Source organism: Ignavibacteriales bacterium (genome assembly GCA_026390575.1).
Taxonomy (GTDB): domain Bacteria; phylum Bacteroidota; class Ignavibacteria; order UBA10030; family UBA10030; genus Fen-1298.
Window position 1 is genome coordinate 61,387 of sequence record JAPLFR010000013.1, and the last position, 14,264, is coordinate 75,650.

General features: G+C 41.0%; 12 protein-coding genes. All 12 read right to left on the reverse strand.

Going from position 1 to position 14,264, the window contains the following annotated elements; all coding sequences use genetic code 11:
* Nucleotides 1-14 precede the first annotated feature (14 nt).
* On the reverse strand, nucleotides 15-695 hold the full coding sequence (locus tag NTX44_11055) for a class I SAM-dependent methyltransferase (GenBank protein MCX6122139.1): 681 nt from the start codon (nucleotides 693-695) through the stop codon (nucleotides 15-17).
* A gap of 4 nt (nucleotides 696-699) precedes the next feature.
* Nucleotides 700-1,764 (reverse strand): GNAT family N-acetyltransferase, encoded by a 1,065-nt coding sequence (locus tag NTX44_11060; protein ID MCX6122140.1) that lies wholly within the window; start codon nucleotides 1,762-1,764, stop codon nucleotides 700-702.
* A gap of 41 nt (nucleotides 1,765-1,805) precedes the next feature.
* Nucleotides 1,806-2,693, reverse strand: a complete 888-nt coding sequence (locus NTX44_11065) for a DegT/DnrJ/EryC1/StrS family aminotransferase (GenBank protein MCX6122141.1) — start codon at nucleotides 2,691-2,693, stop codon at nucleotides 1,806-1,808.
* 59 nt (nucleotides 2,694-2,752) lie between these two features.
* Complete coding sequence (locus NTX44_11070) at nucleotides 2,753-3,514, reverse strand: acylneuraminate cytidylyltransferase family protein (GenBank protein ID MCX6122142.1); 762 nt, start codon at nucleotides 3,512-3,514, stop codon at nucleotides 2,753-2,755.
* Entirely contained in the window at nucleotides 3,454-4,608 is a 1,155-nt protein-coding gene (locus NTX44_11075) for a LegC family aminotransferase (GenBank protein ID MCX6122143.1), read from the reverse strand. Before NTX44_11075 ends, NTX44_11070 begins: the two co-directional genes overlap by 61 nt.
* Entirely contained in the window at nucleotides 4,601-5,581 is a 981-nt protein-coding gene (locus NTX44_11080; GenBank protein MCX6122144.1) for an NAD-dependent 4,6-dehydratase LegB, read from the reverse strand. Before NTX44_11080 ends, NTX44_11075 begins: the two co-directional genes overlap by 8 nt.
* Before the next feature lie 103 nt (nucleotides 5,582-5,684).
* Nucleotides 5,685-6,035 (reverse strand): hypothetical protein, encoded by a 351-nt coding sequence (locus tag NTX44_11085; GenBank protein MCX6122145.1) that lies wholly within the window; start codon nucleotides 6,033-6,035, stop codon nucleotides 5,685-5,687.
* 558 nt (nucleotides 6,036-6,593) lie between these two features.
* Nucleotides 6,594-8,492: a hypothetical protein gene (locus tag NTX44_11090; GenBank protein ID MCX6122146.1), complete on the reverse strand. Its 1,899-nt coding sequence runs from the start codon at nucleotides 8,490-8,492 to the stop codon at nucleotides 6,594-6,596.
* A gap of 121 nt (nucleotides 8,493-8,613) precedes the next feature.
* On the reverse strand, nucleotides 8,614-10,260 hold the full coding sequence (locus tag NTX44_11095) for a glycosyltransferase (protein MCX6122147.1): 1,647 nt from the start codon (nucleotides 10,258-10,260) through the stop codon (nucleotides 8,614-8,616).
* 29 nt (nucleotides 10,261-10,289) lie between these two features.
* Nucleotides 10,290-11,018 (reverse strand): class I SAM-dependent methyltransferase, encoded by a 729-nt coding sequence (locus NTX44_11100; protein MCX6122148.1) that lies wholly within the window; start codon nucleotides 11,016-11,018, stop codon nucleotides 10,290-10,292.
* A 65-nt stretch (nucleotides 11,019-11,083) separates the two neighbouring features.
* Nucleotides 11,084-12,892 (reverse strand): ABC transporter ATP-binding protein, encoded by a 1,809-nt coding sequence (locus tag NTX44_11105; protein MCX6122149.1) that lies wholly within the window; start codon nucleotides 12,890-12,892, stop codon nucleotides 11,084-11,086.
* A gap of 52 nt (nucleotides 12,893-12,944) precedes the next feature.
* Nucleotides 12,945-14,246: a TIGR04372 family glycosyltransferase gene (locus NTX44_11110; protein ID MCX6122150.1), complete on the reverse strand. Its 1,302-nt coding sequence runs from the start codon at nucleotides 14,244-14,246 to the stop codon at nucleotides 12,945-12,947.
* Between the last annotated feature and the right edge of the window lie 18 nt (nucleotides 14,247-14,264).

Below are 14,264 nucleotides of genomic sequence, written 5' to 3' on the forward strand. Positions count from 1 at the left end.
TTATTACTCCTTTTTCATTTACCAGGCTTTGAAACTGCGATAGTATGCTTATCTACATAAATTTCATTTCTGTTTTCGACAATCTGTTCCCAATATTCGATCTCGAATCCGATAGCGCATAGAATCGATATCAATTGTTCGATAGAAAACACGCTCACAGTTCCGGTATCCCGCATTACACCTTTTTTAATATCCGTTATCGTGTGTTCAGAAATCCTTCGCCCTTCATCCCATCCAGTCGTCCCATATCCGAATCCACAAGTTAAGAATAGTCCACCAGGTTTCAAGAGATTAAAATATTTTCCATATGCTTCAATTACCATATTCTCAGGATTAGCATATATAGAATACTGATCTATCATAATATCATATGTTTGCCTGAGATAAACACTTGGTCTCGTTATATCTCCAAGCACGGTTTCTATCTCATCCAATACACCAAATTCTTTAGCATTTACGTTGATGTGAGACAACCCCGACGGTGCCCCATCAAATGCGGTTACCTTACCACCCTCCTTTGCCATCATCCAGGAACTTGCACCCATACCACACCCAATATCCAGAACGTAAAGAGGGATATGATTTATTTTGTTTTTAGCTCGTATGAAAAACCTAATCGTCTCTTCAGGTGGGTACTTACCCCAAGATTTACTTGAAAATAAGTTTTCCCAAATGGGATCACCGAAAAAATTCATCTTCTTAATACCTATATTTTAATAATTGATTACCGTATTTTTTGCATTTCTCTGGGAATCGTTCCGACCACGCATTCACAATTTCACCATAAATAGCTGCGTTGTGAATCTTCTTTCCAATAAAGAAATCAACTACACCATTCTTTGAAAAACTTCTCTTGTACCTGAAAACACCATCACCATCGGTAGTACCACCTCCGAGGCAAAAGCAGGTACAACCTACATCTTTCAGGTGTTCAATAATGGCATGTTTCAAAATATCATTGGGACGACAATCATAATACTCAGCAAGAGTTCCACCTAAAAACGAATACCCGACAGAGCCGCCGTAAAGAACAAGTTCACAGGCAATCGGGATTTCATCTTTGATTGTAAAGAACATGATCGTGTTTTGTCCGTTGAAACGAAGCATGGACTCAAAATAGTTCCTTGGAAAATTATAGAATTCATCAGCGGAATTCCGTGTCATCGTTTTTTCATATATGTCAATGAATGAATCTAATCGCTCAGAAGTGACATCGCGGCCGGCAATAACGATCGTGTTCAATCCTGAACGTTCTGCCTTTTTTATATTCTTACGTGTCGAATGTTCATAAGAATTCTGCCAAATATCTCTTTCTGTCAAGTTCACAAGAACATTATGATTTACGCTGATCACATTTAGGTATGACACTAATTTATGATTGTTATATACGGGATTAAATCGAGTAAATTCTGCAATAATCCCTTTTTCTTGGCAATATTCAATCATTGCACGGCTTATACCAGATGTGAAAGCGGGATCATTGGAGGTAGAGGCTACCCCGTTATAACCATAGGCTCCCTGAATATCAAAATACTCGTGATCAATATTAATATAAGAAAGTCCACGGAGAGTGTTAATTATAAAGGGATATAAAGCAATATCATTGTCATTCTCAAAAATCATACAATGGGCCTGCGATCCATAAACTTGCTCATAGACTCTGTAGTAAGAAGGAGAAAAATAGATATCTTGAAGATTCGCGGGAAGACATTTGAACGCGTCCCCCCATTGCGAGTCCGATGTTGTGCATTCTTTAATTCGCATATTTTTTTACCGCCGCGTCCTCTTTCATTTTAAGCCTTTTATCAGAGGAGTTGTTTTAAGTTTCGAACCATTAATTCAAGCTCATCAATACGCACATCTTGGTGCACTGGCAAGTTCAAAATTCTGGTCGAAAGAAAATGAGATTCACTATAATATCTATCAATTTCCGGAATTAGCTCGTGATATAGACTTACGACGCCATATCCTACTTCATTGAGCCCGAAGTAGAGCCTGTCTCTTGAATTTGCATCAGGTAGCAGTATCGGAAAGCTCTGGGGTACAGCATCCTCAAGAGCATCCCTAAGAAGATGTATATGAAAACGGGCACATAAAGGTTCCATAAGTTCCTTAAGTTTTTGATAGTTTTCACACCTGCGCTGTGCAATTTGATAGCAATCATATTCATGTAAATTGAAAGATTCGATTGTTTCTGACTCCTGAGGGTATTTTGACAGGAGCATGCCGCCGTTTCTGTATGGAAGCATCTTATGCAAAGAAAAAAAGGCATAATCGAAATTCCGGTCCGCACCAAATAAAAAGGTAAAAAGCGCATGGGCACAATCTTCTACAACGATATAGTTCATCTTTATAGCCAACTCTTTAGCCTCAGAATAATTAGGGTCTCTGAAGCCGAAATAGTGTATGAGTAAAAGAATGCCTTTCTCATTTTCGATTAACCGATTCTTAAGGTCCACCATATCGATATAAAGGTCTTTATTCATTTTGTAAAAACAATACTTGATTCTGCTTTCCCGGATCGGATCGAATATACCAGACCCTTCTCTGGAGCTGAAACCAATATACGCTGGAGCCAATAACACGCATGAAAGATGATTGTTCAGAACATGTGAAAAAGCTTTTCTTGCTGACTTGAAGAAACAGCAGTTCATTCTAAAATTAGTAACATTTTCAGGTTTTTTTGTAATCATGCCAAAATGTTTTTACCTCTGTTGTTGGAAGATGATCCCCAATACAACATCATATAATATCAATCGTGACAATTTCTATCTTTCATAATTAACTCAGCCATACGCCAGTCCCACGGTGTATCAACATCAAGAGATCGTTCCTGTGGCATGGGATAAGCGATTGTTCCTGTCGGCAAAAAAGTTTTATCCAGCAGCAGCGATGAACGCTGATTTAAGTAAATTGCACCATTTACAGCATACGCAGGAGGTAAGTCTTGACGTCGCAAGTATCCAATATCCGTTGCCATAAAATCTGATAATGTCCCATCGTCCAAGATACGTTTGCATGAATATGGGTGACGTTCGGACTCGCATACACTTACTACAGCCACTGCACGACTTTTTCTTGCTAACTCAATGGATCGCTGTATGTCCTCCGCCGTTCTGAGCGGAGACGTAGGCTGAAGCAACATAATATAATCAGGGCAAAAATTTTCATTTTCTTCCATCCAATGAATTGCATGCAATACGGCCGATATGGAAGATGAATCATCGCGTGCAAACTCTGCAGGGCGGCGGAAGGGAACTTCGGCACACCAATGATGAGCAACCTTCTCAATTTCTTCATCATCTGTTGATACAATTATCCGACTCAGCCATTTGCATTGCAGGGCAGCTTCGATTGTCCACGCAATGAGCGGTTTACCGGCCAAAAGTTTTATATTCTTCCTTGGAATAGACTTTGATCCGCCTCTTGCTGTGATTAATCCTATCGTCTCGTTCATATCGTTCTTTGTATCCGCACACTGCTGGGGATATTGACCAATCGGTCTTCCAGCCATTGAGCTGTTTCAATCGCTGTACACTGACAATGGCGATACATTGGAAGGTCAGGCATGAGTGTCCAAACGGGCCGCGTTTGAATACCTTTTTCTCTGGAATAGGCGAGAAACTGATCCCGTTCCTGCCTGTCCTTTAAAACAATGGTATTTAACCAGTAATTGGATCTGGCGTGAGTAGGTTCTTCAACAAATGGTATGCCGATCTCCTGAAAAAACTGCGCATACATCTGTGCTGTGGCGCGCTTGTTTTCCAAAACCCCGGCAAAGCATTCCATCTGTGCACAGCCCACGGCGGCATTGATGTTCGGCATGCGATAATTATAGCCGACATCGTCATGAATGAATTCCCACGGATGGCGTTGTTTGGCCGTTGTGGTCAGGTGCTTGGCCTTTGCCGCAATGGCTTTATCGTTCGTGATGATCATGCCACCACCACCGGTCGTCACTGGCTTGTTGCCATTAAAACTTAATATGCCAAGAACCCCGAATGTACCGGCATGTTGTCTCTTGTAATAACTGCCCAGCGCCTCGGCGGCATCCTCAACGACCGGAATATGATATTTATTACAAATTTTAATAACTTGGTCGATCCGCACCGGGTGGCCAAGGGTGTGCATCGGCACACACGCGGCGATCTTTCTGCCAGTTGTTTTATTGTAACACTTGCCATCTGACTTCAAGATTCCGTTATTTAAAAGAAAATCATTCAGTTTGTCCGGGTCAAGTCCCAGGGTTAATCGTTCTACATCCACAAATAGCGGGTGTGCGTTACAGTAGGAGATGGCATTGGCTGTGGCGACAAAAGTCAACGGCTGGGTTATCACCTCATCCCCGGGCGCTACTTCGGCAAGAAGTAAGGCTACATGAAGCGCTCCGGTTCCGCTGGAGACAGCGATCGCATACTTTGCGCCTGTGCATTGCCGAATTTCATCTTCAAAACGAGTGACATATTCCCCCACATAGGACACATAGGTTGTATCAATACAGTCAATGAGATATTTTTTTTCGTTCCCCAAAAAACGCGGTGCATGGAGCGGCACGGGATTCTCAGCTGGATAAAGCGATTTAATGAAGCTGACTATTTTTTCAAACATTATAGTCATTCCATTTATAGCGCCACAGGTTTTCCTCATCTCTGAACCAATCTATGGTTTCCCGGATTCCCTGCTTCAGCGAATGTTCTGGCTGCCACCCTGTTAGCCTGCGAATCTTTTCGTTGCTGCCCAGCAGCTGCTCCACTTCACTTTTTTCAGGCCGTATGCGTATATCCTCAGAGACGATCCTGGCCGATGGGTTGATCTGATCAATGATCTCGCGAGCAAGCTGCCCAATGGAAATCTCCTGTTGAGAGGCAATGTTTATTTCTTCTCCAATCGTGGCTTGTGTTTCTGCAATTGCTATGAAGCCAGCCACGGTATCCTTGACGTAATTAAAATCACGGGTTGGATGAATACTGCCCATTTTGATTTCTGTTGAGCCGGCCAGCAATTGAGTAATAATAGTCGGGATGACCGCACGAGCTGATTGTCTTGGCCCATACGTATTAAACGGCCGAACTACTTTAACAGGTAAATTGAACGAACGATAATAACTTAGCGCCAATTGGTCTGCAGAGATTTTGGAAGCTGAATATGGTGACTGTCCCACCGATGGATGATTCTCATCTATTGGAATGTATTGAGCGGTTCCGTAGGTTTCACTCGTTGAAGTAATTAAAACTTGCTCAATTCCCAGTTCTTTTGAAGCCTGCATGACATTATATGATCCAATGATGTTGGTTTCGATGTATGCTTTAGGAGAGATGTAAGAATATGGAATTCCTATTAAAGCAGCTAAATGGAACACTGCGTTACATCCTTTTAACGCATTATACACTGAATCAAAATCTCTTATATCACCGGATACTATTTCGATTTGATCCTTGATTTCTGAGGTTTCTAGCCAACCCCAATTATTCTTTGAGTTATAGCGCACAAATGCCTTAACATCAAATCCTTTCTTAACCAATAGTTCCGTTAAATGAGAACCAATAAACCCACCGGCGCCAGTAACTAATATTTTGTTCAAAGCAATCCTCTCTTATATCTTTGCGGAATCCAAAATGTTTTGGATATCTTCACACATTCGTTATTAGAATCAAGAGAATTAATCTCTATCATTCTTAGGGTTATTATTCCATACAACCAACGCCTTGTTTATTTTGAGAGTGTCTTTCAATTTTGCTTAATACCAAAGCTCTGATTTTTCGTTTTATCGTTTTTTCAGTTAGTTCAATGAGTTCATTCATGTACGATTTATTTACCTCACCGACAATTACCAGATCAATCACACCTCCATCAATTCCCTTTGCGTAATCACCGGTTATAAACGCTAATTCGATATTGCCCAAATTATATAAAACGTTTTCTATGATATCTATGCCAAAGTTCTTTTTAATTATCTTATGAATTTCAGGGAATAATACATTTTTAATATTTGCTCGATACACCTTTTTATTACCGTCGCTTTCAGATGTAAGCAAACCCGCTTTCGTAAGCCTGTTAAGTTCTTATCTCACTCCGTTGGATGACTCACCAAATTCGTCTGATAGTCCGCGTAGATATGCCTTTGTCTCCGGATTTAAAAAGAATTTTAGCAGGAGTTTTACTCTGGTTTTAGATGTAATTGAAAAATCGAGCAAGTTTTACTCAACTGTCGTCAAGAGAATCTTGTTGCTTTTTGAGTAGTTAAATTACTCATTTATGAACTATTTGTCAAGGAGAAATTTATTGGATTTTTTTGTAAAGATAAAAATGTTTTCTACGTCTTCATAGATAGTCAGAAGAAGGACTAAATCCAAATAGATACCACAGGTCGATGATGTCGGCGATTTGAACTTGTTGGGCAGACTGGCTCACACGCCAGGATCGATCTATTCGTCAGCTGCAAATGGAAAAGCCAACCTATGGAATTAAAGGAGTTGTTGAGCACAAAGGTACGCACATTATGTCCCTGGTGAACGAGGGTATCTGTCCAACTCGTAAGTTTACTAGCGGCATGAACCATGCTAGATTTAACTGCATTCTTCTCATCCATGGCTTTATCGTTGAAGAACAACAGCTTGACCGAAATAGGGAACTTCGTAGGTAACAGCACCCAAAGACTTTAACTCACTAACGTATGGTTTAATGTAGCTCTGATAACGGATTTGATAATTTGTACCAGCGCCAACTCCTGAAGCCAATTCAGAAGAGACAAGAACACAATCAATTCGGTCGGGATTTAACCCTTTATATGAGGAGTTTTTTAAATCACCAAATGGCGGAATTTCCCATACTGCGTATACCCTGCTTTGCGGAATATCTAAAAAAGCACCGAGAAAAGTAGACTCAAGGGACAGAATTCCTTTGCAATTCTTAGTAATTTCAACGAGTTTAGGATATGCGATCTTCATACTACCTACTTCTCTGTTTTCCAGCAGTCGCAACTTGCCATGGACGACATCAGTTGCTACATTGTGCGAGATTTCCGCCCATCTTATGATATTCACGTTAGAAAACATACCCAGCAGCAATATGGTTGGAAGTGCTAGTGCAAGTCGGCTAATCTGTTGCTTCAAATGGGCTTTACCAAATCTCGCTACAGCGAACAGTATACCAGCGAGGACAGTTGCAAGGATTGTGCCAGCCAGAAAAACCATGACATGTAAAGACTTAATTACAGGGTCTGAAAGAAAAGAAAGAAATAAAAGCAGCGACACTATTCCCAAAACAAAAACTGCAAGCGCCATTTTTTGAAGAAGCATTTCCGTAGTTGGATATAGCTTCTTTAATAAAGAGGCTAATATGGATCCATACCAAGATGCAGCCATTATGAATATTGGGATCATGGGGAACATGTAACGATATTTTGGAATGGATATGACTGTTACGCCAACCAGAGCCAAACTGCTGAAAAATAGAATCTTTGTGGGCCAATCACGTACTGCACGGAAAGCGCCGTAGATTATTCCCACAAAAAGGATAACCATAAAGAAGTAGTCAATGAATTCAGTGCCAGTCTTTGGCAACCATATAAATTGCATTATTGTGGGAATCACATCTTTTAAGTTGCAGACAATAATTTCGAAAAACACCTGTGGGTTTGCATGAAGCATGCCCAAATAGTTTGTTGCGCCACCAAATGCTTCCATGTTGGTGAAATAAATATCGTGTCCGGCAAACGTTCCATATTTGAGTAGAATATAGATCCAGTTGAAGGCGTGAACAGCTGCGCCACTTGCCATGCTCTTCCAATCGCCCGGGAACCATTCGGTATTTGTAAACCCCACATTGTTCCACGGTGAGAGTGACTGGGCAAATAGAAACCAGAAGAACAATCCGATACTTAGAATAATAGGCCAGTCGCTCGCTAATTTTGGCCGCCAGGAAAACCAAGTCCTAATTCCGCTACCGCGCATTGTCCGAAGCATATCGGAGGATAGGAATACAATAATCAACAGTATGTAAGTCTGCCGAAATAAACAGGCCAAAATCAAAAAGGCATATGAAGACACTAAACGAAATCTATCAGCTTTATTGTTTCTGAGTAAAACCGCGATAAGGCTACATGCCAAAGCTAACTTCTGGACTGGAGGCTCAGCCGTCTGTAAATAGGGAATCCAAATACAGGCCGCAAGCAACGCCAGCCAAAAGCCCAAATACGGACGAAAGAATACAATAAGCACAATCACACAAATGCTCGTAGTTACTAAATACTCAACCGCAACAGAAGTAGGATATGGCATCCAAGTAAATAGAATTAGATAAAGAGTATAGAGGGGGCTTCGATCTGGAACAACAAAACTGCCTGTCTCTGCAAATACTCTGGCAAAATGCCAATAACCCCAAGACTCTCCGCCCATTTCCCAACCATGAAACATTGACAGGCAGACTGCAATAAAAGCGAGTGAACTTATTAACAAATAACTGGCGATACGTCTGCGGATAGTCAGTTCCATAAAGACCTGGTTTTTTGACAATTTATCTGATCCCAAGTGTGAATGATCAACAGCATGCAGTCCGAATGCGAACGGTTATCAAATAAACCGTATGCGTGGAATCGACCGATGGATACTATTCTTATTCATTAAGATTGGTAGTTTTGTCAATAATATATAAAGGTCTACCCTTAACCTCTCTATAAATCATGCCGATATATACCCCAATCGTGCCTATTGACAAAAGCTGAATTCCTCCAAGAAACACGGCAATGGCCACAAGTGAAGTCCAGCCACGGATGGAGATAGAAGGATCTATGATTTTGTTAACTATTAATATACTTGCTAATAAAAACCCGATTCCTGCAATACATGCTCCTAATAAACTGACAATGTATAGAGGCTTGTCAGTAAACGATGTTAGCCCTTGTATTGCAAAATTAATGTAATTTTTGATTGAAAAGGTAGACTTGCCGGCATATCTTTTGTCTCGTTCATAAGTACAACCAATCTGAGAAAAACCAACCCAAGCGACCATCCCTCGATAATAACGGTTTCCTTCTCTCATCAATTTTAGTTTATCTATCACCATCCGATCAATTAAGCGGAAGTCGCCAGTATCGTTTGGAATTTTAGTGTCACTTAATCTATTAATGAGACGATAATAAATCTTAGCTAATAATTTAAAAAACACATTAACACCTTGTCTTATAGGGCGCACACCATAGACAACTTTGAATCCGATGCTCCACATCGCAATGAAATTAAGCATCACTTCAGGTGGATCTTGTAAATCATCATCAATAATGATAGCAAGATCACCACGAGAAAAGTCAATGCCAGCAGTAATTGCGATCTGATTACCAAAATTGCGCGAGAAATCTATTAATTTTACACAGCGATCAATTTTAGATAAAGCTTGAAGTTTATCAAAAGTATTATCAGTACTAAAGTCATTTACAAAAATAATTTCATGATCAAATCTAGGTTCTAATATTTTAAGAACATACTTAGTTCGTCTATAGAATTCTTCAATACCATGTTCTTCGTTATAGGTTGGTACTATAACCGATAAAAGCAACGGCTTATTAATTAAATGACGAAAATATTTGTTGATCGCTTTTAGTATATAGCCCTGTTTAAAGTTAATATTTAACTTAGTTATAATTTCTAAGGTTTCAGAAATATCAATATAATAACTTGCTCCTTTATCAACTAAATTATACTTGGCACTACGGTAAAAATAACTTTCCATACATTGTACTAGCTCAAGTATAGAAGTATTATGTGGACAGGCGATATTAATTATTCGATTAGAATATAATTTGTTAGTGAGGATATAATCAACAATTAGATGCACATCATCAATATCAATTAGATTCCTTTCGGCATTTCGCCAAAGATCGAAGCTCTTACCTTCAACAATAGCATCAACAAGGTAGTTAACTATGCTTGTTTTTTCATCTGATAATCCAAACAGTTGTGGTAATCTAAATATGAGATATTTGTTTGCAGAATCTTGAATCAACTTCTCCATTTGAATCTTGTGCCTTACATAAAGAGAATTAGCTTTGTCTAAGTCAAGAATATCGCAGGAACTAAAATAAACAAAAACTGACATCTGGTTGTTTAGTAATGCATTTTTTATTGATTCTTCCTCATGACGAAATGCTATTTCATCATGACTAGTTGAATCATACACACTACCAGCAAAAATCAGATAAGATGACTGCAAAGAATAATCAATAAAACGATTAGCAATCACTCCATTTCCAATAATCATATTCATATTATTGCTCCAGAACAATATACCATTTGTTACTTTTCAACTACAGTTAAGATTGAAACTCCAAATGGAAGATTAATATATCTAAGTAGATACTTCTCTATACCAAACACTTTTTTAAGAATGTAATTCGATATTTTTCCTGGCATTTCAATATCCGATGCCCCACTACGCTTTAAAATATTATTTAAAATACGAACGGCATATACAATAGGAAAAAGCAATGTGTTAAAATAAGTTATTTTTTTAATCGTATACCCCGCATCTAAAAGTTTTGTTTTAAGCTCGGTCAAAGTATATCTGCGCTTATGCTGGTTCATCTCATCAAACGCTGACCACAAAAACATATATGCTGGTACCGTAATAATCGCCTTTCCATCTTTAGCGAGGCATGAGTGCATCACCTTCAAGGACTCAACATCTTGATCTATATGCTCAATTACATCCAATGCAGTAATAAGATTAAAGAAATTATTATCATATGGTATTTGGTTTGGCAAGAATCCCTTTTCTACCTTTCCATTAAATAATTCTTTACTGAAATTGATTGCATCATCTGACATGTCCATGCCATAGGTTTGTCCAATTGCTTCTAAAGAATTTAGCATTAGACCACTCCCACACCCAATATCAAGAATTCTATGATTAATGTTTGCAGGCAGGTATTTACTTATGGTATCTAAAACGATACTCTTCTTGGTTACAAACCACCAGTGTTCTTGTTGAATATTGAAAAATATTCTATACATCTCAATATTCATTTTCACTCATCCGTAAATTAATGTTTTAGTACCGATACATCAATTTGTTTGTGCACGTTTAGAAGTTACCCCGCTGCTTCTGTCTGCCTCTCCTGCTCCAACGGTTGCTGGGCGGCGATCATGGTATTTAGAATGCTTCCAGGTATGGCGCTCAGTACACTGAATGGGCCTTCCTCAACCACCATGCCTTGTCGTATGACATATACCTGATCCGCTTTCGCTATCGTTGAGAGTCGATGAGCAATGATCAGAATAGTCGTGTCACGGGCCACCCTCTCAATTGACTTCTGGATGAGCTTTTCCGATTCAGAATCCAGCGCGCTAGTTGCTTCATCGAGGATCAGTAACTCCGGCTTGCGCAGCAACGCCCGGGCGAGTGCAATACGCTGGCGCTGACCACCGGAAAGACGAATACCGCGGTCGCCAACCTCAGTATCGATACCTTGGGGCAGTTCTTTGACGAAGCTCTCCGCATTCGCCAGACGCAGGGCTTCCCAAAGATCGTTTTCGGTAGCCTGTTCGAACGACCAAAGCAGATTATCCCGAATTGAGGCATGAAACAGCAGCGGATCCTGCGGCACATAGCCTACTCGTTCCCGAAAACTGTTTTGTTTCCACTCACCAAGTGGCACCCCATCGATCAGAACTTGTCCTTTTTCAGGAATCTGCAAGCCCAGAACAAGATCTGTCACCGTCGATTTACCCGAGCCAGATTCACCAACTAAAGCCGTCATCTGACCTTTTCGAATTTGTATATTTACATTCGTCAAGGTCTGTAATCGCCCCGGAAAGGTGAAGTCCAGGTCTTTGAGCTGAATGTCACGCTCTAACTGAGCAAAGATGCGCTTCCCTTCGACCTCCTCGAACTCAGCCGCTTTTTCACGAAGTGATGCAAGCTGCTCATAGCTGGGTAAGAAATTACTGACGGTGATGTTGCTCTGAAGCAATGTTGCCAGAATCGGTAACACGGCCAGCAAACTCCACATGACGGCGGCCATTTCAGAGAAGTGCATTTCTTGTTGAATCCCAAAGCCTATAGCCACCACAACAGCCAACATCCCCAAGGGTTGGAAAAAATTTGGTACCGCTGTACTAAGTGTTTGCGAGCGCAGGGTGACATGCACATGTTGATCGAAGGCGTTCAGATAGCGTTCTTTTGCCAGACTCTGACGGCCAAAACCGAGGATCAGGTGTGCTGCGCTCATTACTTCACTCAAAACTCCCATAAGCACATTGGCGGTCTCGGTGTTACGCTTACCCAATCGATAGCCGATGCTATTAAGGAACATGAATGGCACTCCAAAAAGCACTGCAAGTCCCAGTGTCGTAAATGTAAGACGGGCATTTAACGACACCGGTACAATTAGGTAGATAACTACCTGAACGATCTGAGCCAGCAGGGTTGCCAAATGACCGAGTGTGTCCCCAATGTTGTTGAGTTCCTTGTTGAGCGTATTAAGCAATCGCCCCTGATCCGAGCCGCTGAAAAATTCCCAACGGGCTTTAAAGAAGGAATGCAACGCATCACCAAAAAGCCCGCGTACCACAGCGTATTTGATTCGCAGAATCGTATAGCGAATTACGACCCCCATCGTGCCTTTAATGAAATTCAGGCCTACAAAGAAAATGCCAAATAACCAGAAACCTGGTGACATCCCGACTTCGGAAAATATCCTGATTACAAAGTTGGTGATCAAGCTGGCCGATTTTAGGGATGGATCAACCAGGAAATCCGCCATGGGCACTATCGCCAACACCGACATCGCAGCCGCTGCGCCCTCTATCGCCAAGAGCAGGAAGAGCAGGCAAAAATGCCTCGGGTAGCGGGTCAAAAACTCGCTGAATATGGAAACAATGCTGGAAGGTTTTTTCACAGATTCGATTGTGTAGTGTACTTGGTCTTGGGCGTATGAATTGTTTTCGGTTTTATTTCAAAAATTCACGATTGTTGCGAAGGAAATGCGCACCGAAGCGGGACCGGATCTCGCCGTGTAAAGGTCGTCTGTTACTAGGGTCTACAACCTCGGTAGGAAAGATATCCCAGAAACGTTTCTGAAGAGATTCATCATTTTCGTCAGGCTGCCAAGTGCCGTTCAACCGCTCTGCCATTTCAATTACAACATCGCGAATTTCCTCGGGGGTGTTCTCAATGAGTTGTATGCCTTTAGATTCGAAATCCGAAGTAAATAAGCTGAAACCAACGCCCCTAGTGAATATTTCGCTGAGTGTAAGCTCTCTATCGTCATTCTTCAGAATATGGTGCTTAGGGATACAAAGTGCTTGCTTTACATAAGTACCTAAATATCCAAGTGGTACAAAATTTACGTATACGATTGGCCGACGGAATATATATGGAATGGCATCGAAACCGGTTCCAACCGAAATACAGAAATCACAATTTGCCCCCAGATAAATATCAAGAAATTCACTCCGCATACCATTGGTAGCATAGTCAATAACTTGCGGGTGTGCACTTTTTAAAGTTTCATGGACGATTGCCCCCATTCGGATTACAAAGTAACCGCGCTTAGCAAGCTCTTCAGCAGCCAGAACAAAGTTTTGTACATTACTGTCGCGATAATTGTGATAACTCCAATCACCCGGTTGATTAATGTTCAGATATGAACTGTCACGGATAGTCAAACAGACAAAAGGGGACTCGGTCGGTATTCCCATCGCACGCAGATAAGCCTCGCCGCGAGTCTCTTCTTCAGAAGTAAATTTTAGATGTGGCGGGAATCGATTCAGCAGATTGTGAACATCCCGATCAAATTGGGTGTTACTTCCAATCTCGTGTATAAGACCGCCGGGAATCAGTCGATTGACTTGGGCGATGGGAGCAATAATCCAAGTAGGCCAGACACGGAGAACCCGTTCCCACATGGACGCTAGTTGCTGATTGCAGATAGGCTTATGAGCCATATAGAAAATATCCACATAGCGCTGCATGGGTTTATTAATGTTAGCGTCTCGCTCACAGAAGTACAACTCTGTATTAGCGGCGAAGTGACCAATTCTCGAACTAATCAAGCCACCCCATCGCACCAGCAACCATGGCCTGATCAGACGGATTGCCAACATAGCCGGGATACTCAGAATCCCTAGAAAAAAGTACAATAACGACTTGGAGAGAATCCGCAAGGCTATCTTCATCTTTCTGAATAATTCAGCATGTCCGCCCTGCTGTAAATCAAATATCTGTCGTTGAATAAAAGTTAAAATACTCATAAGTTTGGATTAATCATT